Genomic DNA, 21,091 nt, shown 5'->3' on the forward strand with positions numbered 1-21,091 from the left:
AGCTCCTTTTTTTATACTGCATGAATCAGGCTGAAATTACAGCATGGCTTTCAGCAGACGCGCCATTTCCGACGGGTTTTTGGTCACGGTGATGCCGCAAGCTTCCATGATTTCCAGCTTGGCTTGCGCCGTATCGGCACCGCCCGAGATCAGCGCGCCGGCGTGGCCCATGCGCTTGCCTGGAGGAGCCGTTACGCCAGCGATGAAGCCGACGACCGGTTTTTTCATGTTGTCTTTGATCCAATAAGCCGCGTTGGCTTCGTCCGGACCGCCGATTTCGCCGATCATGATGACCGCGTCGGTATCTGGATCATCATTGAACATCTTCATGATGTCGATGTGCTTCAGACCGTTGATCGGGTCGCCGCCGATGCCGACTGCCGACGATTGGCCCAGGCCCAGTGCGGTCAGCTGACCCACTGCTTCATAGGTCAGGGTGCCCGAACGGGAAACCACGCCGATACGGCCCTTCTTGTGGATGTGACCTGGCATGATGCCGATCTTGATTTCGTCTGGCGTGATCAGGCCTGGGCAGTTAGGGCCCAGCAGCAAGGTTTTGCTGTTGGCTTTAGCCATGCGGTCTTTCAGGGCCATCATGTCGCGGACAGGAATGCCTTCGGTGATGCAAATGGCCAGATCCATTTCAGCTTCGACAGCTTCCCATATTGCCGCGGCCGCGCCTGCTGGCGGCACGTAGATCACGGAAACGTTGGCGCCGGTTTCTTTTTTCGCTTCGGTAACGTTAGCGAAAATAGGAATGCCTTCGAAATCTTCGCCGGCTTTCTTCGGGTTCACGCCTGCCACGAAGGCAGCTTTGCCGTTCGCGTAGTCGCGGCAACCGCGGGTGTGGAACTGGCCGGTCTTGCCGGTGATCCCTTGGGTAACGACTTTGGTATCTTTATTGATCAGAATGGACATGTTGATTCCTTAATTAAGCTTGACCGGCAGCAGCGGCAACGACGCTCTTGGCTGCATCTTCCATGGTGTCGGCTGCGATGATAGGCAGACCGGAATCGGCCAGCATCTTTTTGCCCAGGTCTTCGTTGGTGCCCTTCATGCGCACGACCAGCGGTACGTTCAGCGAAACGGCTTTCACTGCGGCGATGACGCCTTCAGCGATCACGTCGCAACGCATGATGCCGCCGAAAATGTTCACCAGGATGGCTTTCAGGCCTGGGTTTTTCAGCATGATCTTGAACGCTTCGGTCACTTTTTCTGCCGTGGCGCCGCCGCCGACGTCCAGGAAGTTGGCTGGCTCGCCGCCGAACAGTTTAATCGTGTCCATGGTGGCCATGGCCAGGCCGGCGCCATTCACCAGGCAACCGATGTTGCCGTCGAGCGAAATGTAAGCCAGGTCGAATTTCGACGCTTCGATTTCAGCTGGATCTTCTTCGTCCAGGTCGCGCAGGGCGACGATTTCCGGATGACGGAACAGGGCGTTCGGGTCAAAGTTGAACTTGGCGTCCAGGGCGATGACCTTGCCGCTGCCGGTGACGATCAGCGGGTTGATTTCGGCCAGCGAGCAGTCGGTTTCCCAGTAGGCTTTGTACAGGCCTTGCAGGTTGGCGCGCGCGTCGGCGATGGAACCGGCAGGCACGCCGATCTTGGCGGCGATGTCGTCTGCCTGGGCATCGGTCAGGCCAACGCCCGGATCGATGGTGACGTGGTGGATCTTCTCAGGGTGGCTCTCGGCCACTTCTTCGATGTCCATGCCGCCTTCGGACGATGCCATCAGGACGATTTTCTGGGTAACGCGGTCGGTGACCAGCGAAACGTACAGTTCCTGCTTGATGTCGGCGCCTTCTTCCACCAGCAGGCGGTTGACTTTCTGGCCTTCGGCGCTGGTCTGGTGCGTGATCAGCTGCATGCCCATGATCTGGTCAGCGTATTCCTTGACCTGTTCCATCGATTTTGCCACTTTCACGCCGCCGCCCTTGCCGCGGCCACCTGCGTGGATCTGCGCCTTGACAACCCATACCGGGCCGCCCAGGGTTTCCGCAGCCTTGACGGCTTCTTCGACGGACATGCACGGAATACCGCGTGGTACCGTCACTCCGTGCTGCCGGAGGATTTCTTTGGCTTGATACTCATGGATTTTCATGCTGGCTTCCCTTCTGATACTGATGTGTAAAAATACGGTTAGTGGTGCAAAAAAACAGGAAATACAGCGCCGGGGTCACGCTTTGGCTACCCAGCGCGGGTAATACTGTGCAACCGCCCCGCCATCGGTGCGCAGGGCGTGGCATTTGTCGAGTTGAAACGGCTTTTCATGCGATAAGTCAGCATTCGCACCGTCACGGGTCGACCAGACATCGCCGGCAAATGCCTGAACCGTCGCAGTCGGCAAGACTTGCGCCAGTTCGGTCAAATGGGTACAGCCGGCGATTCCCGCCAGGCGCTGTTTCAAGTCGCGGCGGAAATTCTTCAATAAATTCAATCCGATCAGCGCCCTGTAAGCGGGGCCGATGGTATCGCAAAAACCGGGATAGGGCACGGCATCGGAGGCAGCTTCGGCCTCGACAATGGTCAGTGCGCGATCGACGGTAATGCGTAAATGGAGGTCATGCAGAGGGGCGCCGGCGGGACGGGGGCCGGAGGCCAGGGTCGCGTCATAGCTTTTGATATCGGTGATATGGGCGTCAATATCCCACAGGCCGTCGTCGCGCATATACGCTTGGACGTCGATAACGCGGGAGTGCCGTAGGGCGCGCCGGGATACGGGAGTTGACAGGGGCATAAGACCGATGCCGCTTGCGCGGCCATAATTAGTAAGCAGCCATGTGCCTAAAGCACTCTGTTCGCAGCTTCTACGAACAGCAACCGCACCTGCGGCGCCGCAAAAACCCTAAAAGTGTAGCACACAGGGCGCTAGTTGCGCCGCAACATAATTTTTTATTGCTTGTGCCGCCCGCCGCAAATCATTAACGAAAATCGCAAAATCAATGACGATCATTCGCAATTCAAATAACTTGGCAGCAGGCTTGCCGGCACCGGCAGGCTGGCCGGCACCGTGCCTCAGTCAGTCACACCCAGTGCGCGTAAAACAGGCAAGATGCGCGCGGAAAAATACTGTGCCTGCGCCAACAATTCGGCCAGGTTTTCCTCTTCCGTCAACAAGGGCTGCCCATCCTTCGTCATCAACTGCTTCAGGCGCAGCAGCACGGGCCACGTCGTGCGCACCCAGTCTTGCGGCGTTGGACAACCTTGCAGTTTCGCCCACAGGAAGAGCTGTTGTAAATGCGATACAACCACACCGCCGCCCGTCAGGGGGCTGGCGAGGATGTGCAAATCGCTTCTTGCCAGCGCCTGCTCCAGCAAGTGTGCATTCAGGCGTGCCGTCTGCGGCCGCGCCGCGGCGATGCCGGCCTCGTCCTGGACGGCAGCCACGCTGCCCTTGCTGGCCAGTACCAGCATAATCTGCAGCAAGGCGGCCAGACTGGCTTCGCTGCCAGCCAGTTGCTGCTCCAGTTCGCCTATCGTGTACACGCGATGGTCAGCCATGGCGTCCAGCACGGGCGCATAGACGCGCTCGTCCATATCGGCGTCGCCCAGCACGCCATGCACGCTCAACACCACTTCGTCGCGGGGCACGGCCAGCATCACGCGCACGGCCCGCAAGGCACTGGCCTGGGCGAACGGCGTCAGCCTGCGTGCGCCCTTGACCCAGTAATCCCTGCGGAATTGCTCGTTGACGAGGAAGGAGCGCGTCGTCTCGCGAAAAATAGGATCGGGTATCTCGGCCAGGAACTGCTGGTGCTCAGCCGTCATGTTCAGCATGTCGACCAGAGCGGTATAGTTGGCGGACGCGGCGAACTCGAGCTTGGCCTCGCCCAGCATGGCCGCGACGCTGGAAAAGGCCATAGGCTGCCAATCGGCATTGAAATACTCATGGGCAAGATAATGTCCATCCATCGCCTTGAGTTTTTCGAAGCGGTCCGCCAGTTGCGGGTTGGCGTCCAGGTAGCGCGGTTGCGTGGCGATCATCCTGTCGACGAAATCGATGGCGCCAGCGACTCTGGCCAGCACGCCCTGGCCCGGGGCGCTCATGACGCGGCTATGTTCGGCCAGCAAGTCGCGCATCGGCATCATTGCGGCCCAGCCTGGCTGCGTGTTGTAGCTGATGAAGACGACACCGCCCACCCTCAGCTTGCGCCGCAGGAAGTCGACGATGAGCGCGCGATTTTCCGCCGAAACCCAGCTCCAGATCCCGTGCAGGCAGATAAAGTCAAAATCGGGCAAGTCGTCGCGGCAACAAAACTGCGCGAACGATTCATCCGTGAACTGCGCGCCAGCGTCGGCCGCGTTGGCCAGCTCCTGCGCAAAGGCGGCCTGGGACGGATTGAAATCATTGCCATGCCAGCGCGTGGCGGACGCCGCCGCATGGATGTTGGCGCTGATGCCCTGGCCAAAGCCCAGCTCGCAAGCCGTGCCGCTGGCCGGCAAGGCCAGGCCGGCGGCCAGCAAGGGCAGGCGCAGGCGCAGAGGGTTCAATTCTTCGTAATAGCCATAGGTATAGGCGATTTCGGCCACATAGCCGGCATTCCAGTTGCTCATCTTGCATCCTGTCACGATCAGTGGTGCTGCGCGCATCGCACAGCGTTCGAGCGCCAGCATACCCGATCGCGCAGCGTGACCATACTGGAATCAGACGATGTTTGAAAGCGCAGTTCTTGGCGTCACGGCGTGGCGGCCGGGCAGCCCTGGATGAGCTATTCCTCGTCGGGATCCAGCCCCTTCAAGGCCACCTGCACGGCGCGCTGCGAAAAACCGCGCTGCATCAAAAAACGCATCTGCTTGTTGCGCTGCTCGGCATCCTGCGCCACCTGACCAAACTTGCGGCGCCACACCTCGCAGGCGCGCGCCACTTCCCCTTCGGCCAGGCCCGCCTTGAGTTCCTGCAACGCTTCGCCCCCGATGCCATGGCTTTGCAGTTCCGCCATGATGCGGCTGTTGCCGAAACGGGCCGAGCGGCGGTGGATCAGCGACTCGGAAAAGCGCTCCTGCGACAGCCAGTTGGCTTGTTCCAGGCTGTCGAGCAAGGCTTCCACGTCGTCGCCTTCCTGCGCATGGCGCTGCAGCTTGCGCCGCAATTCCATGCGGCTGTGTTCGCGCATCGACAGAAAGCGTAGCGCCCTGCCCTTCAGGCTTAGTTGTACTGCGGCCATACACCCACCTTGTCTTTCATTCCACAATCACATCACCCAAACACAATCGCCGCCCGGCGCAACAGCGCGGGACGGCGATCATGGTCACACCTTGCAACAAGCCATGCGTAGGTCGGATTAGGCCCCTTGGGCCGTAATCCGACAACATTGTTGACGTCTGATCCGACAACATTGTTGATGTCTGTGGTGTTGTCGGATTACGCGCGGCTTTGCCGCGCTAATCCGACCTACTCTGCCTTGGTTTCCGCAGCCTTGGCAGCCTTGTCGGCGGCCTTATCCGCTTTTTCCGGCTTTTCAGCGGCCAGCGGCGGCAGTTCGCGCACGCCCAGCGAAGCGCGGACCTTGTTTTCAATTTCGCGGGCCAGCGCCGGACGCTCTTGCAGGAAGGCACGGGCGTTGTCCTTGCCCTGGCCGATGCGTTCGCCGTTGTAGCTGTACCACGAACCGGATTTTTCCACGATCTTGGCATCCGAACCCAGGTCCAGGATTTCGCCTTCGCGCGAGGTGCCGGCGCCGTACAGAATGTCGAAGTGCGCTTCCTTGAACGGCGGCGCGATCTTGTTCTTGACGACCTTGACCTTGGTTTCGTTGCCGATCACTTCATCGCCGGACTTGATCGAGCCGGTGCGGCGGATGTCCAGGCGCACGGAAGCGTAGAATTTCAGCGCATTGCCGCCCGTGGTCGTTTCCGGGCTGCCGAACATCACGCCGATCTTCATGCGGATCTGGTTGATGAAGATGACCAGGGTATTCGTGCGGTTGATGGAGCCGGTCAGCTTGCGCAGCGCTTGCGACATCAGGCGCGCCTGCAAACCTGGCAGGGAATCGCCCATGTCGCCTTCGATCTCGGCGCGTGGCGTCAGTGCGGCCACGGAGTCGATGACGACGAGGTCAACGCTGCCCGAACGCACGAGGGCGTCGCAGATTTCCAGTGCCTGCTCGCCCGTGTCCGGTTGCGAGATCAGCAATTCATGCAGGTTCACGCCCAGCTTTTGCGCGTAACCGACGTCGAGCGCGTGCTCGGCATCGATAAAGGCGCAGGTGCCGCCCAGTTTTTGCATTTCGGCGATGGTTTGCAGGGTCAGCGTGGTTTTACCCGACGATTCCGGACCGTAGATTTCCACCACGCGGCCGCGCGGCAAGCCGCCCACGCCCAGCGCGATATCGAGGCCGAGCGAACCGGTCGACACGACTTGCACTTCTTCGATCGGTGCGCTGGCATCCATGCGCATGACCGAACCTTTGCCAAACTGCTTCTCGATCTGCGCCAGTGCGGCGGCGAGCGCCTTGGCTTTTTCCGATGCGGGTACTACAGCTTTTTTATCGTCCATATGTTCTTTCAGCCGTTCTACAGTTGCGGATTCACGTGACGCATCTACGTGAACCGTGCAGCCTGCGATAGCGCCAGTGGGTTAAATTCTTTACACAGACAGTACTGTATAAAAAAACAGTGATCAATGCAAGCGGAACGTGGATTTGTTTTGAAACAGATCAATACAAGCCTGGTTTTTCACAAAAACTCGCCACCTTGCGGGAAATGAAACACAATACAAGCTTCTATGCCGCAAGCCGAGGAAGTCTCACCATGCGTATTTTACTTGCCGAAGATGACAGCGTACTGGCCGATGGCCTGACCCGTTCGCTGCGCCAGTCGGGCTATGCCATCGACTGCGTCAAAAATGGGCAGGAAGCCGATACGGCCCTGTCCACCCAGGAATTCGACTTGCTGATCCTCGACCTGGGCCTGCCGAAGATGTCGGGCCTGGAAGTGCTGCGCCGCCTGCGCGCGCGCGCCTCGCTGCTGCCCGTGCTGATCCTGACGGCCGCCGATTCCATCGAGCAACGCGTGAATGGCCTCGACCTCGGTGCCGATGATTATATGGCCAAGCCGTTCGCCCTGTCGGAACTGGAGGCAAGAGTGCGCGCCCTGACGCGCCGCGGCGCCGGCGGCGGCGCCACCATCATCAAGCACGGTCCCCTCAGCTACGACCAGGTGGGGCGCAGCGCCTACATCAACGACCAGATGCTCGACCTGTCGGCGCGCGAACTGGGCTTGCTGGAAATCCTGCTGGGCCGCACCGGCCGCCTCGTCTCGAAAGAGCAGCTGGTCGACCACCTGTGCGAATGGGGCGAGGAAGTGTCGAACAACGCCATCGAAGTGTATGTGCACCGCCTGCGCAAGAAGATCGAGGTGGGCGGCGTGCGCATCGCCACCGTGCGCGGCCTCGGCTATTGCCTGGAAAAATACTCGGAAGCGGCGCGCCTGAACGCCGAAGCGGGCGAGTCGGCAGCCCCGGCCAGCGGGTCCGCCAGCAAGTGAAGGCACGCGAGGCGCCAGCGGACGAGCCGGGCGACGACGACTGGTTCGAGCCGCCCACAACGGAGCAGGACGACACCATCGAGCATTCGCTGTTCGGCGAAATCCTCGACTGGATGCTGGCGCCCCTGCTGCTGCTGTGGCCGATGAGCATCGCCATCACCTATCTGGTGGCCAAGGGCATCGCCAATCAGCCGTTCGACCATGCGCTGGAAGACAGCGTCACCGTGCTGACGCAACAGGTCAAGCAGGCCGACGGCGCGCCGCTGCGCCGCGTGCCGGACAAGAACAGCAATAACAAGGGCCGCGACTTCCTGCGCGGCGACGACGTCGATACCCTGTATTACCTGGTGGTGGGTCCGCGCGGCGAATACCTCGACGGCGACCGCGACTTGCCGCCGCCGCAGGACCCCGACAAATACCGCAGCGGCATGGTGCTGTTTCGCAACGACACCATCCACGGTACGCCCGTGCGCGTGGCGTTCAGCTATCTCGATATTCCCGCCGGCAACGACGATGAACCGCACCGCGCGCTGGTGCAAGTGGCCGAGACGCTGGAAAAGCGCGCCCAGCTGGCCAATGAAATCATCAAGGGCGTGATTTTGCCGCAGTTCATCATCCTGCCCGTGATCCTGGCCCTGGTCTGGTTCGCCCTGGCGCGCGGGCTGTCGCCGCTGGCGCAATTGCAGGAACGCATACGCGCCCGGCCGCCCGACGATTTATCTCCCATCGAATCGGGCCAGGTGCCCGAGGAAATCACGCCGCTGGTCGGTTCGCTCAACGAGATGCTGGCGCGCCTGTCGCTGTCGATCGACATGCAGAAACGCTTCATCGCCGATGCGGCGCACCAGATGAAGACGCCGCTGGCCGGCATGCGCATGCAATCGGAGCTGGCACTGCGCCAGACCGACCACGACGAGATTCACCGCTCGCTGCTGCAGCTGGCGAAAAGTTCGGAAGCGGCCACGCGCCTGGTCAACCAGCTGCTGGCCCTGGCACGCGCGGAAAACCAGCCGCAGGCGGGCACGGCGTTCGAGCCGATCGAACTGAGCGAACTGGCGCGCGGCGTGGTGCAGGACTGGGTGCAAGCCTCGTTTGCCCAGCATATCGACCTGGGCTTCGAACAGCCCGCCTATTCGATCATGATTTCCGGCAATGCCATGATGCTGCGCGAGCTGCTGAGCAATCTGATCGACAATGCCCTGCGCTACACGCCAGCTGGCGGCAGCGTCACGGTGCGCGTGCGCAGCACCCTGGAACTGGCCATCCTGGAAGTGGAAGATACGGGGCCCGGCATTGCGCCGGCAGAGCGGGCCCACGTGTTCGAACGTTTTTACCGCATTCTTGGCAGCAATGTCGACGGCAGCGGCCTGGGGCTGGCCATCGTGCGCGAGATTGCGCAGCAGCATGGTGCCGAAGTCGATATTTTTAACAATCCGCGCGCCACTTCGCCCAAGTTGCCAGGCACCCTGCTGCGCCTGAGCATCGCCCTGCTGTTGCCGGAAGCGCCAGAAGAGGATGACATCACGTATGGATAAGCCCAGCCTTCCCGCAGCGCCACTGCAGCCCGCGCGCGCGCCCGGCCCCGAACTGCAGGCGCGCCGCGACGTGCACTGGCGCAAGACGCGGCGCCTGACGGCCATCCTGCTGCTGGTCTGGCTGCTGACAGGCTTCCTGACCGTGTTCTATGCGCGCGAGCTCTTGCACCTGAACCTGTTCGGCTGGCCCCTGCCCTTCTACATGGCGGCCCAGGGCGCCTCGCTCGTCTACCTGTCCATCATCGCCTTGTATGCCTGGCGCATGCGGCGCCTGGACCGGGCTTTCCATGCCGAGGAGCACGCATGAGCGGCCAGCGCAGCTTCTTTGCGCGCCTGTGCCGCTACTACCTGCTGTTTACCGCCGGTTTCGCCGCTTTCCTGCTGGCCCTGTCGGTGCTGGAACAGGAAGGCATGCCGCGCGCGTGGATCGGCTACCTGTTCATGCTCGTCACCATCACCCTGTACGCCACCATCGGCGTCATCAGCCGCACCTCGAACGTCACCGAATACTATGTGGCGGGGCGCCGGGTGCCGGCCATGTTCAACGGCATGGCCACGGCCGCCGACTGGATTTCGGCCGCCAGCTTCATCAGCCTGGCGGGCGGCCTGTACCTGAACGGCTTCGACGGCCTGGCCTTCATCATGGGCTGGACGGGCGGCTATTGCCTGGTGGCGCTATTGATCGCCCCCTACCTGCGCAAGTTCAGCCAATACACGATTCCCGATTTCCTCGCCGCGCGCTACGGCAGCGGCACCGACAAACGGGGCGCCAGCGTGCGCGTGGTGGCCGTGGCCGCCACCATCATCGTGTCGTTCACGTATGTCGTGGCGCAGATCTACGCCGTCGGCCTGATCGCCTCGCGCTTCACGGGCGTGGATTTTTCCGTCGGCATCTTCCTGGGCCTGGCCAGCATCCTCGTCTGCTCCTTTCTGGGCGGCATGCGCGCCATCACCTGGACGCAGGTGGCGCAGTACATCATCATCCTCGTCGCCTTTCTGATTCCCGCCATGTGGCTGTCGGTCAAGCATGCGGACAATCCCGTGCCGCAGATCGCCTATGGCAAGGTGCTGCCGCAACTAAGCGCGCGCGAACACGTGCTGGAAACGGACCCGAAAGAAAACGAAGTGCGGGCCATCTTCCGCCAGCGCGCGCAAAGCTACCAGGCGCGCATCGACGGCTTGCCCGGCTCCTGGGAGCAAGGCCGCCTGGCGGCCCAGCGCCAGCTCGACAGTTTGCGCCAGCGCAATACCTCGCTGTTCGACATCCGCAACGCGGAGCGCTACCTGATCGCCTATCCGAAGAGCCCCGACGAGGCACGCGTGCTGTGGCAGGCGATGCAGGCGCAAAACCAGAAACGCGCCGAGCCGATCATTCCGCACGCGCAGCCGTTTCCCGCCGCCGACCGCGAGCAATCCGATATCAAGCGCAACAATTTCCTGGCCCTCGTGTTTTGCATGATGCTGGGCACGGCCGCCCTGCCCCACATCCTCATGCGATCGTACACCACGCCGTCCGTGCACGAAACGCGCGTCTCCGTGTTCTGGACCCTGTTCTTCATCCTGTTGATCTATCTCACGATTCCCGCGCTGGCCGTGCTGGTCAAGTACGATATTTACTCGGCACTGGTCGGCACGCAATACGCGAACCTGCCCACCTGGGTATCGTACTGGGCCAACGTGGACAAGCTCAGTCCCCTGATCAGCATCGTCGACGTCAACCGTGACGGCATCGTGCAACTGGCGGAAATTTCCATCGACGCCGACGTGCTGGTGCTGGCCACGCCCGAGATCGCCGGCCTGCCCTACGTGATTTCCGGCCTGGTGGCGGCCGGCGGCCTGGCCGCCGCCCTGTCGACGGCCGATGGCTTGCTGCTGGCCATTTCCAACGCCCTGTCGCACGACGTCTATTACAAGGTGGTCGATCCCAGCGCCTCGACGCAAAAGCGCGTGACGATTTCCAAACTGCTGCTGCTGGCCGTGGCCTTCATCGCCGCCTATGCGGCCTCGCAAAAGCCGGCCGACATTTTGTCGCTGGTGGGCGTGGCCTTCTCCCTGGCCGCCTCGACCCTGTTCCCGCCGCTGGTGCTCGGTGTCTTCTGGCAACGCGCCAATTACCAGGGCGCGCTGGCCGGCATGCTGACGGGCTTTGGCGTCTGCCTGTACTACATGCTGCATACGAGCACCATGCTGGGCGGCAATGCCAGCGGACAATGGTTCCATATCGCACCGATTTCCGCCGGCATCTTCGGCGTGCCGGCCGGCCTGGCCGCCGCCGTGCTGGTCAGCTGGCTGACGCCGGCGCCGGGACGGCGCAGCAGGGGACTGGTCGAGCACATCCGGGCGCCGGAATGAATAGGCAGGCCGGCCCGCCAGATCAATTCCCCTTGCGGCATAGGGAAAAGACAGCGCCCCGCTAAAAAAGGAGTAGGCTGGAGGGCCGTTTTACTTACGAGGAGATCCCATGCCGTCTGGAAAAATTCTTGTTGCCCAGGGAGGCGGCCCCACCGCCGTCATCAACCAGTCGCTGGTGGGCGTGGTGCTCGAATCGCGGCGTTTTCAGCACGTCACGCGCGTGTATGGCGCCCTGCATGGCGTGCGCGGCATCATCAATGAAGAGTTCGTCGATCTGACGCAGGAAACCAGCCACAACCTGGAACTGGTGGCGGCCACACCGTCCTCGGCGCTCGGTTCCACGCGCGACAAGCCCGACATCGCCTACTGCCAGCAAATCTTCGAAGTGCTGCGCGCGCACGAAATCGAACACTTCTTTTACATCGGCGGCAACGACTCGTCCGACACGGTGCGCATCGTCAGCGAGGAAGCGCACAAGGCCGGCTATCCGCTGCGCTGCATCCACATCCCGAAAACCATCGACAACGACCTGGTGGGCAGCGACCACACGCCCGGCTTTCCCTCGGCCGCGCGCTTCGTCGCGCAAGCGTTCGCCGGTGCCAACCTCGACAACGCGGCCTTGCCCGGCGTGTACGTGGGCGTGGTGATGGGCCGCCATGCGGGCTTTCTGACGGCCGCCTCGGCGCTGGGCAAGAAGTTCCCCGACGATGGCCCGCACCTGATCTACCTGCCCGAGCGCGTCTTCGTGCTGGAGCAATTCCTTGCCGACGTGAAGGCCACCTATGAAAAGTATGGCCGTTGCGTGATCGCCGTGTCGGAAGGCATCCACGATGCATCGGGCGAGCCGATCGCCAGCCTGCTGGCCAGGCAGGTGGGCAATGAGGTGGAACGCGATGCGCACGGCAATGTGCAATTGTCGGGCACGGGCGCGCTGGCCGACCTGCTGTGCGACGAAATCAAGGCCAAGCTCGGCATCAAGCGCGTGCGCGGCGATACCTTCGGCTATCTGCAACGCTCCTTCATCGGCTGCGTTTCCGACGTCGACCAGCGCGAAGCCCGCGAAGTGGGCGAGAAGGCCGTGCAGTTCGCCATGTGGGGCGACCGCGACGGCTCCGTCGCCATCAAGCGCACGGGCTTTTATTCCGTCGACTACGAACTGCTGCCGCTGACCGAGGTCGCGGGCAAGACGCGCACCATGGAAGACGAGTTCATCAGCGCCAGCGGCACGGACGTGACCGATGCTTTCCGCCTGTATCTGCGTCCGCTGCTGGGCTCGGGCATGCCCGATGCGTTCCGCCTGCGGGCGGCCAAGGTGGCGAAGGTCCTGAAACCTTAAACACCTGACCAAACCTACTGCGCGTCGCGCGTCGCGGCCTGCGATGCTCACTGCCTCGGCGGCCCCGTGCCCAGCACAGCTGCGCGTCTCGGTCACGACTCACATCCGCTCGCTACGGTTTTGTTAGGTGTTGTGAACCGTTTCTGCCAGCAGCAGCGGCCGCAGCTTGACGGCCGCTTCTTTTAACTGCGGCACGTGCTGCATCAACTGCTCCACGGACTTTCTCGCCACGGGCGCGTGGCAGGCGACGGCCGCCACGATGCGCCCGTCGGCCGCGCAGATGGGCACGGCCACGGCCACCATGCCGTGCACGAATTCCTCGTCGTCGATGCCGATGCCCAGCCGCGCGATGCGCACGATCTCGCGCTCGAGCAGCACGGGATCCGTGATGCTTTTCGGCGTGCGCGCCTCCAGGGTCAGCATGGCCAGCAATTCGCGCCGCTCCAGCAAACTCATGTACGCCAAGAACAGCTTGCCGCTGGCCGTGCAATGCATGGGCGCGCGCGTGCCCAGCACCAGGTGCAGGCGCAGCGGTTCCTGCGTTTCCACGCGGTCCACGTAGACGACGGCATTGCCCTCGGGAATGGCCAGATTGCACGTCTCGCCCGTGGCCGCCACCAGGCTGCCCAGGATGCTGCGGCTCACGCGGATCAGGGCATTGTTGCGCAAGGTCGCCAGCGCCAGGTTGGTCGAAGCGGCACCCGGTACATAGCCACGCCCCACGGGCGTGCGCAGCACATAGCCATGTTGCTCCAGGGTATCGAGCAGGCGCATCATGCTGGCCTTGGGCACCTGCATGCGCGCCGCCAGCTGCGACAGGGTCAGGGGCTGGCTGGCGCTGGCCAGGTGCTCGATCAGGCGCAGCACGCGCAAGCCGCGCGCCTCGTCGCCATGGCTGGCCGCCGCGCCGGCCCCAACCGCTCCACCCGCCGGGCTATCTTCTTCGGCCTCGGCCTGCCGTTTTTGAAACGCATCATGCATGTTCTGTTTCACCTCTCGCGTATGCGGCGGTTTCCGCTTGTCCCGGTGCTGCACGTCTTTTATAAATGGAACCAGACGTTCCAAAAATAATCAATAAAGACCAGTGTATCGCAAAAAACGCCCGCCGAGGCAAGCTGATACCGCAACGCAGGAGACAAGCACCATGTTGCAAACACACTACGATTACATCGTTGTCGGCGCCGGTTCCGCCGGCTGCGTGCTGGCCAACCGCCTGTCGCACGACAGCAACAACCGGGTATTGCTGCTGGAAGCTGGCGGCAAGGACAACAATCCCTGGATACACGTGCCGGTCGGCTATTTCAAGACCATGCACGACCCGAAGCTGGACTGGTGCTACCGTACGGAAGCGGACGCCGGCATCGCCGGGCGCCAGTTGCAATGGCCACGCGGCAAGGTCCTGGGCGGCTCCAGCTCGCTCAACGGCTTGCTGTACGTGCGCGGACAGAAAGAGGATTACGACCGCTGGGCCGAACTGGGCAACGCAGGCTGGAGCTATGCCGAGGTGCTGCCCTATTTTAAAAAATCGGAAGACCAGGAACGCGGCGCCAGCGACTACCACGGCGTGGGCGGCCCGTTAAAGGTGTCGGACCTGCGGCTGCGCCGCCCCATCGCCGAGCACTTCATCGCCGGCGCCACGGAAAGCGGCATCCCCTTCAATGCCGATTACAACGGCGCCACGCAGGAAGGCGTCGGCTACTTCCAGCAGACGGCCAGCAAGGGCTTGCGCTGGAGCACGGCCAAAGCCTTTTTGCGGCCTGCCCGCAAGCGCGCCAATCTGCGCGTGGAAGTGCGCGCGCAAATCACGCGCGTGCTGTTCGAGGGCAAGCGCGCCGTCGGCATCGAGTTCCGGCAGGATGGCCAGCTGCGCCAGGCGCGCGCCAGCGGCGAAGTGATTTTATGCGCGGGCGCCATCGGCTCGCCGCAAATCCTGCAATGCTCGGGCGTCGGGCCACGCACGCTGCTCGAGCAAGTGGGCGTGCCGCTCGTGCACGACTTGCCCGGCGTGGGACAGAACCTGCAAGACCATCTGCAAATCCGCCTCGTCTTCAAGACGCGGCTGAAAACCCTGAACGATGAAGTCAACAGCCTGTGGGGCAAGCTGTGGGTGGGCATGCAATATGTGTTTTCCCGCTCCGGCCCCCTCACTCTGGCAGCCAGCCAGGTGACGGTATTTACCCGCTCCTCGCCCGAAGTGGAGCGGCCCGACATTCAGTTCCACATGCAGCCGCTGAGCGCCGACAAGCCGGGCGAAGGCGCCCATCCGTTTTCCGCGTTTACGTCGTCCGTGTGCCAGCTGCGTCCGCACAGCCGCGGCCACGTGTCGATCAAGTCCGCCGATCCCCTCGCCTATCCGGGCATCTACCCGAACTACCTGTCCGACCCGCGCGACCAGCGGACGGCGATTGCCGCCCTGCGCGTGGCCCGAAAAATCGCCGCCGCGCCGTCGCTGGCGCCGCACATCATTTCAGAGTTCGTGCCCGGCCCGCAGTTCGAGACGGATGCGCAGCTGCTGGACGCGGCACGGCGTTTCAGCCAGTCGATCTATCACCCGAGCGGCACCTGCAAGATGGGCCACGACGCCATGGCCGTCGTCGACGAGCGCCTGCGCGTGCACGGCATGCAGAATTTGCGCGTGGTCGATGCGTCGATCATGCCGGAAATCGTCTCGGGCAATACGAACGCGCCCACCATCATGATCGCCGAAAAAGCGGCCGACATGATCCTGGCGGACGCCGTGCGGCTGCCGCAGGCGGCCTGACCCACCCATTCCATTCCCGGCAAGGAGGATGTCAGCGGCGGGCAGGCGGCCCCGCCTCCAATGACCCGGCGACAAGCCAGGCATCAAACACATAATCGATATCGATTGGAGACTAGATATGGACAACAATCCCAGCAATCCGAAAAAAGCCCAAGAGCTGCGGAAAGTCGTGATGGCCAGCGTGATCGGCGCCACCATCGAATGGTACGACTTCTTTTTATACGGCGTCGTGGCCGGCATCGTATTCAGCAAACTGTATTTCCCGGGCGGCGATCCGCTCGTCTCGACCATGCTGGCCTACGGCACCTTCGCCGTGGGCTTTCTGTCCCGTCCCATCGGCGGCGTGATCTTCGGCCACTTCGGCGACAAGATCGGCCGCAAGAGCATGCTGGTCATGACCCTGATGATCATGGGCATCTCCACTTTCCTGATCGGCGTGCTGCCCACCTATGACTACATCGGCTACTGGGCGCCGGGCCTGCTGCTGTTCCTGCGCGTGCTGCAAGGCATCGGCCTCGGCGGCGAATGGGGCGGCGCCGTGCTGATGGCGTACGAATATGCGCCCCCAAAAGAGCGCGGCTTCTACGCCAGCCTGCCGCAGATCGGCCTGGCCATCGGCCTGTGCCTCGCCTCCGGCGTGGTGGCCATCCTGTCGTACAGCTTGAGCGACGCGCAATTCCTGTCCTGGGGCTGGCGCGTCGCCTTCATCCTGTCGGCCGCCCTCGTCTTCATCGGCATGTGGATACGCCTGAACGTGATGGAAACGCCCGAGTTCCAGGCCGTCAAGGAAAAGAACGCGGAGACGCAGATTCCATTTTTCGACCTGCTGAAGCGCTATCCGGGCAATGTATTAAAAGGCATGGGCGCGCGCTATATCGACGGCGTGTTCTTCAATATCTTCGGCGTGTTTTCCATCACCTATCTGACCAACACCATCAAGATAGACCGCACGGAAGCGCTGATGGGCGTGATGGCGTCGGCCGTCGTGATGTGCTTCTGCATCCCCTTCTTCGGCCGCCTGTCGGACCGCATCGGCCGCAGCAAGGTGTTTTTCTGGGGCTCCCTGATCACGGGCGTGTCGGCCATCCCCGCCTTCTGGATCATGCTGCACCACGCCGGCAATCCGCTGCTGCTGTGGTGTTCCGTGATCATCCCGCTGGGCGTGCTGTATTCGGCCGTGTACGGCCCGGAGGCGGCCCTCTTCTGCGACCTGTTCGACGCCAGGGTGCGCTACACGGGCATCTCCTTCGTGTACCAGTTCTCCGGCATCTTCGCCAGCGGCCTGACGCCCATCATCGCCACCTACCTGCTCAAGACGGGCAATGGCGAGCCGTGGCACATCGTCGGCTACATCCTGTTCGCCTCCCTCGTCTCGGCCGTCAGCGTGGCCATGATCGGCAGGGGCGGCTCGCAGCCGGATGGCCGCATGAAGCCGGCGCACGCAAGGTAAGCTGGCAACAGGCGTAAAAAAGCAGGCTCTCGAAGAGGCCTGCTTTTCTGCATTGCCGTCTCAAAATAATCATGCACGCCACCACATTTACTGCAAGTCAATTCCCCATAACATATATTCACTCAAAAAACTTTCTTATTTTCACAGAAAGGATTTTTTATAAAAATAAGTCCATTTGACATTCATCAAACCACCAGCACCAGCAGGACCTACCATAACCTTCCGAATTTAATAACGCATGCCCCGGCAAAAAATAGACATTTCAGGCTCCCTGCCAATTAAAAATAATCATACGTAATTTTCTGGCGCAGAAAATAATTTAATAAGGAGAGATAATGAAAAAATGTCTATTGAAAATCAATAGCAGTGGCAGCGATGTTGTGGCCCTGCAATTGGCTCTGGCAGAACGGGGGTTCAATCCCGGTGCGCAAGATGGCATGTTCGGGCAAGCAACGGCCGCCGCCGTGGTCGCCTTCCAGGAAAGCGAAGGCTTGCTCATTGATGGCGAAGCTGGCCCCCGTACCTTGTCATTGCTTGACCTGTGCGACAACGATGACTTGCCTGACGTCAGGACACAAGTTTCGGTGCAAGTGGTGAGCCAGATGTTTCCCGATACGCGCATCGATAACATCAAGCGCTATCTGCCGCCTGTACTCGATGCATTGGGCAATCATGGCCTGGGAGACAAAATCATGGTATTGGCCGCGTTAGCCACAATCCGGGCAGAAACAGAGGCATTCCTGCCTGTCGATGAAGGCATTTCCAGATACAACACCTCTCCCTCTTCCAGACGGCCCTACGATTTGTATGACTATAAAAAGAGTCTGGGTAATCAGGGGCCTCCCGACGGGGACCGCTTTCATGGCCGTGGCTTCATCCAACTAACAGGTCGCGACAATTATGCGCGCTATGGAACGCGTTTGACACCATCACAAGATTTATTGAATGCCCCCGAGCGTGCGAATATGCCTGAATGTGCGGCCAATATTCTGGCGCTTTTTCTCTCGGATAAAAAAATAGAAATAAAACAAGCATTATTGCAACACAATTTTATTTTAGCCAGAAAGCAGGTTAATAACGGCAGCAATGGCCTGGAACGCTTTACGTCCGCATATTTAGTCGGAGAAAAACTTATCAATAACGGATTCCAATAACGAACAAGCGCTGGTATGCAATTTCACGAAAGGACGGGATCATGAACACAAGCATAGAAAAACTCATTTTTCTTGCGCGTAAAGAAAAAGGAGTGCGCGAAGGCCCCATCAATAACACCGGACAGCGGATCGAAGAGTTTCAGTCAGCGACTTGGATGATGCCGGGTGCCTGGCCTTGGTGTGCAGCCTTTACAGCCTGGCTCATGCGCGAATGGCTGCACGAAGAAAGCGTGCGTGACGCGTTGGGCATCGATTCCGTCAACGCTGCCGAAAAGTGGCGCTGCCGCGACGCCAGTGCATTTGGCTGGGAAAAGTGGGCGGCACAGAAAAACATCGAGCTATTACCAGAAACAGAAGCCGCCAGGGCCGGCGACTTCGTTGTCTACGACTTTTCACATATTGGCTTGGTCATCAAGGATCAACCTTCTCAAGCTGGTGCGATCATGACAATTGAAGGCAATACCAACGGCAAAGGTGAGCGCGACAGCAATAGCGGGGATGGCGTATGGGAAAAAACACGCGCGCGGTCGCTGACAAAATCGTACATCCGCCTGTTTGCGTAACGCGAGCAGCTGCATAAAAAAAAGCAGGCACACTGTCGAGTGCCTGCTTTTTTTCTGCCAGTGTGAGGCAAGGCATGAATGCCTTGCCTCATATGCCCTCAGCGCCAGTAACGCTCAGATCACGATGGTCTGATGCTCATCGCCTACGCGGGCGCGGATGGTGCCGATGCGCGAGACGGTTTCGCCGGCCGCTTGCAATTGCGCGATGGCGGCGTCGGCGTTTTCCTGCGCGACGATGACGGTCATGCCGATGCCGCAGTTGAAGACGCGGTGCATCTCGGCGTCAGCCACGCCGCCGTGCTGTTGCAGCCACGTGAACAGCGGCGGCATGGTCCATGCCTTCGAGTCCAGTTCGGCCACCAGGCCGGGCTGCAGCACGCGCGGGATGTTTTCCACCAGGCCGCCGCCGGTGATGTGCACCATGCCCTTCACTTCCATGGCATCCATCAGCGCCAGCAACGGCTTGACGTAGATGCGCGTCGGCTGCATCAGCACGTCAGCGAGTTTACGGCCGTGGAAGTCGCCTTCCAGATCCGGTTTTGCCACTTCAATAATCTTGCGCACCAGCGAGTAACCGTTCGAGTGCACGCCCGACGAGGCCAGGCCCAGCACCACGTCGCCCGGGGCGATCTTGGTGCCGTCGATGATTTTCGATTTTTCCACGGCGCCGACGGCAAAACCTGCCAGGTCGTATTCGCCGGCCGGGTACATGCTCGGCATTTCCGCCGTTTCGCCGCCGATCAGCGCGCAACCCGCCTGTTCGCAACCCTGGGCGATGCCCTTGATGACGTCGGTGGCGATGGCCACGTCCAGCTTGCCGCAGGCAAAATAATCGAGGAAGAACAGCGGTTCGGCGCCTTGCACGAGGATGTCGTTGACGCTCATGGCGACGAGGTCGATGCCGACCGTGTCATGGCGGTTCAGTTCGAACGCCAGGCGCAATTTCGTGCCCACGCCGTCGGTGCCCGAGACGAGCACCGGTTCCTTGTACTTCTTGCTGATTTCAAACATGGCGCCAAAACCGCCCAGGCCGCCCATCACGCCTTCGCGCAGGGTGCGCTTGGCAAACGGCTTGATTGCTTCGACTAAAGCGTCGCCTGCGTCGATATCGACGCCAGCGTCACGGTAGGAAAGGGAAACATTAGAAGTCTGGTTCATGGTGTGGTGGCAGCGGAGGCGGTAAAATAGAAGGCGGATACCCGCCGGCACGCGCGCGCAAGCATGTTTTTCAACATCGTGCGGCAGGGCGCCAGCGGGTGAATTCGGTCGATCAAGACGCTATTTTATCAAACTGCCCCGCCATTTCGTAATTAACTGCCTTTTTTTAACGCAACAGCACAAACTCCATGCCATTCGCCATCACCGCCGAACAGAAGCAAACAGCATTTTGGATCGCGGTCTGGCTGGCATTCTTGCTGCTGCTCGTCAGCCTGGGCCCCATCCTGACGCCCTTCCTGGCCGCCGCCATCCTCGCCTACGTGCTCAATCCCGGCGTGGACCGCTTGCAGCGCCTGCATTACCGGTGCTTTTACGTGCCCCGTCCGCTGGCCGTGCTGGTCGTCGTAGTGTTGTTTTTCCTCGCCATCACGGCGCTCGTGCTGATCGTCGTGCCCGTATTGCAAAAGGAAATCCCGCTGCTGCAGGCGCAGATTCCGCAATTCATCAGCAAGGCGAACGAGTTCCTGGCGCCGAAACTGCGCGACCTGGGCATCCGCGTGCGCCTGGACGGCACGGGCATCAAGCGCATGCTGAGCCAGCAGATGGCCACCAGCGGCGATGAAATCTGGAGCACCGTGCTGGCCTCGGCCCGCATCGGCGGCACGGCCGTGCTGGGCTGGCTGGCCACCGTGGTCTTGATTCCCGTGGTGCTGTTCTACCTGTTGCTGGACTGGCATCCGATGCTGGCGCGCATCGCCGGCGCCGTGCCGCGCCGTTGGGTGGGCCGTACGGTGGGCATGGCGCAGGAAGTCGACACCCTGCTGGCGCAATACTTGCGCGGCCAGTTGCTCGTCATGCTGGTGCTGGCGACCTATTACTCGGTGGCGCTGGCCATCGCCGGTTTTGAAGTCGCATTGCCTGTGGGCATCATCACGGGTTTGCTGGTGTTCATCCCCTACCTAGGCTTCGGCCTGGGCCTGATGCTGGCGCTGATCGCCGCCCTGCTGCAATTTGCCGACTGGAGCGGCGTCATCGCCGTGGCCGTCATCTATGGCTGCGGCCAGGTCATCGAAGGCTTTTTCCTCACGCCGCGCCTGGTGGGCGAGCGCATCGGCCTGAACCCGCTGGCCGTGATCTTCGCCTTATTGGCTTTCGGACAATTGTTCGGTTTCGTCGGCGTTTTGCTCGCTTTACCCGCTTCTGCCGTCCTGATGGTCGCTTTTAAGCATCTAAGACGCCACTACCTCTCCAGCAGCTTCTATAATACCTAGTAAAAGCGGATATCATATCAACCTAG

General features: G+C 61.2%; 18 protein-coding genes. 10 read left to right on the plus strand and 8 right to left on the minus strand.

Features of this window, described 5'->3' with window-relative positions:
• Nucleotides 1-36: 36 nt before the first annotated feature.
• From sucD to recA, 6 genes are all read right to left on the minus strand, one after another.
• Nucleotides 37-918, minus strand: a complete 882-nt coding sequence (gene sucD, locus D9M09_RS23940; RefSeq protein WP_034746085.1) for a succinate--CoA ligase subunit alpha — start codon at nucleotides 916-918, stop codon at nucleotides 37-39.
• Nucleotides 919-931: 13 nt separating this feature from the next.
• Complete coding sequence (gene sucC, locus D9M09_RS23945; protein ID WP_070220383.1) at nucleotides 932-2,101, minus strand: ADP-forming succinate--CoA ligase subunit beta; 1,170 nt, start codon at nucleotides 2,099-2,101, stop codon at nucleotides 932-934.
• 75 nt (nucleotides 2,102-2,176) lie between these two features.
• Nucleotides 2,177-2,737 (minus strand): DUF2889 domain-containing protein, encoded by a 561-nt coding sequence (locus D9M09_RS23950; RefSeq protein ID WP_070220385.1) that lies wholly within the window; start codon nucleotides 2,735-2,737, stop codon nucleotides 2,177-2,179.
• 278 nt (nucleotides 2,738-3,015) lie between these two features.
• Nucleotides 3,016-4,554: a class I SAM-dependent methyltransferase gene (locus D9M09_RS23955; protein WP_121670553.1), complete on the minus strand. Its 1,539-nt coding sequence runs from the start codon at nucleotides 4,552-4,554 to the stop codon at nucleotides 3,016-3,018.
• Between the two features lie 155 nt (nucleotides 4,555-4,709).
• The gene (recX, locus tag D9M09_RS23960) at nucleotides 4,710-5,165 is read right to left on the minus strand and encodes a recombination regulator RecX (RefSeq protein ID WP_034788658.1); all 456 of its coding nucleotides are present in this window, start codon (nucleotides 5,163-5,165) and stop codon (nucleotides 4,710-4,712) included.
• A gap of 227 nt (nucleotides 5,166-5,392) precedes the next feature.
• Entirely contained in the window at nucleotides 5,393-6,496 is a 1,104-nt protein-coding gene (gene recA / locus D9M09_RS23965) for a recombinase RecA (RefSeq protein WP_070220389.1), read from the minus strand.
• A 254-nt stretch (nucleotides 6,497-6,750) separates the two neighbouring features.
• Between recA and D9M09_RS23970 the strand changes: the two genes are divergently transcribed.
• The 5 genes from D9M09_RS23970 (at nucleotide 6,751) to D9M09_RS23990 (ending at nucleotide 12,708) form a co-directional block, all read left to right on the plus strand.
• A complete protein-coding gene (locus tag D9M09_RS23970; RefSeq protein WP_070220391.1) occupies nucleotides 6,751-7,485 on the plus strand; it encodes a response regulator in 735 nt (244 codons plus the stop codon).
• A complete protein-coding gene (locus tag D9M09_RS23975) occupies nucleotides 7,482-9,020 on the plus strand; it encodes a sensor histidine kinase (RefSeq protein WP_070220393.1) in 1,539 nt (512 codons plus the stop codon). Before D9M09_RS23970 ends, D9M09_RS23975 begins: the two co-directional genes overlap by 4 nt.
• Nucleotides 9,013-9,327 carry a DUF4212 domain-containing protein gene (locus tag D9M09_RS23980; RefSeq protein ID WP_121670554.1) on the plus strand — a complete coding sequence of 105 codons (315 nt, stop codon included), beginning with the start codon at nucleotides 9,013-9,015 and terminating at the stop codon, nucleotides 9,325-9,327. Before D9M09_RS23975 ends, D9M09_RS23980 begins: the two co-directional genes overlap by 8 nt.
• On the plus strand, nucleotides 9,324-11,372 hold the full coding sequence (locus D9M09_RS23985; RefSeq protein WP_121670555.1) for a sodium:solute symporter family protein: 2,049 nt from the start codon (nucleotides 9,324-9,326) through the stop codon (nucleotides 11,370-11,372). The genes D9M09_RS23980 and D9M09_RS23985 overlap by 4 nt, the downstream gene beginning before the upstream one ends.
• Before the next feature lie 109 nt (nucleotides 11,373-11,481).
• Nucleotides 11,482-12,708, plus strand: coding sequence for a 6-phosphofructokinase (locus D9M09_RS23990; RefSeq protein ID WP_070290904.1), 1,227 nt, complete (start codon nucleotides 11,482-11,484; stop codon nucleotides 12,706-12,708).
• A gap of 123 nt (nucleotides 12,709-12,831) precedes the next feature.
• Here the strand turns inward: D9M09_RS23990 and D9M09_RS23995 are convergent, their stop codons facing one another.
• On the minus strand, nucleotides 12,832-13,689 hold the full coding sequence (locus D9M09_RS23995; protein WP_121670556.1) for an IclR family transcriptional regulator: 858 nt from the start codon (nucleotides 13,687-13,689) through the stop codon (nucleotides 12,832-12,834).
• A 163-nt stretch (nucleotides 13,690-13,852) separates the two neighbouring features.
• Here D9M09_RS23995 and D9M09_RS24000 point away from each other — a divergent pair, with 163 nt between their 5' ends.
• The 4 genes from D9M09_RS24000 to D9M09_RS24015 all read left to right on the plus strand — a co-directional run bounded on the left by D9M09_RS24000 (nucleotide 13,853) and on the right by D9M09_RS24015 (nucleotide 18,636).
• Nucleotides 13,853-15,469: a GMC family oxidoreductase gene (locus D9M09_RS24000; RefSeq protein ID WP_121670557.1), complete on the plus strand. Its 1,617-nt coding sequence runs from the start codon at nucleotides 13,853-13,855 to the stop codon at nucleotides 15,467-15,469.
• Between the two features lie 118 nt (nucleotides 15,470-15,587).
• Nucleotides 15,588-16,919, plus strand: a complete 1,332-nt coding sequence (locus D9M09_RS24005; RefSeq protein WP_121670558.1) for an MFS transporter — start codon at nucleotides 15,588-15,590, stop codon at nucleotides 16,917-16,919.
• A 335-nt stretch (nucleotides 16,920-17,254) separates the two neighbouring features.
• Nucleotides 17,255-18,073 (plus strand): peptidoglycan-binding protein, encoded by an 819-nt coding sequence (locus tag D9M09_RS24010; RefSeq protein WP_070290901.1) that lies wholly within the window; start codon nucleotides 17,255-17,257, stop codon nucleotides 18,071-18,073.
• Nucleotides 18,074-18,114: 41 nt separating this feature from the next.
• Nucleotides 18,115-18,636 carry a CHAP domain-containing protein gene (locus D9M09_RS24015; RefSeq protein ID WP_139143080.1) on the plus strand — a complete coding sequence of 174 codons (522 nt, stop codon included), beginning with the start codon at nucleotides 18,115-18,117 and terminating at the stop codon, nucleotides 18,634-18,636.
• A gap of 114 nt (nucleotides 18,637-18,750) precedes the next feature.
• Here D9M09_RS24015 and purM read toward each other — a convergent pair whose 3' ends face one another.
• Nucleotides 18,751-19,794, minus strand: coding sequence for a phosphoribosylformylglycinamidine cyclo-ligase (gene purM / locus D9M09_RS24020; RefSeq protein ID WP_070220403.1), 1,044 nt, complete (start codon nucleotides 19,792-19,794; stop codon nucleotides 18,751-18,753).
• A gap of 188 nt (nucleotides 19,795-19,982) precedes the next feature.
• Here purM and D9M09_RS24025 point away from each other — a divergent pair, with 188 nt between their 5' ends.
• Nucleotides 19,983-21,065 carry an AI-2E family transporter gene (locus D9M09_RS24025; RefSeq protein WP_121670559.1) on the plus strand — a complete coding sequence of 361 codons (1,083 nt, stop codon included), beginning with the start codon at nucleotides 19,983-19,985 and terminating at the stop codon, nucleotides 21,063-21,065.
• The last annotated feature ends 26 nt before the right edge of the window (nucleotides 21,066-21,091 follow it).

The sequence above is a fragment of the Janthinobacterium agaricidamnosum genome (assembly GCF_003667705.1).
In the GTDB taxonomy this organism is placed as follows: Bacteria; Pseudomonadota; Gammaproteobacteria; order Burkholderiales; family Burkholderiaceae_D; genus Janthinobacterium.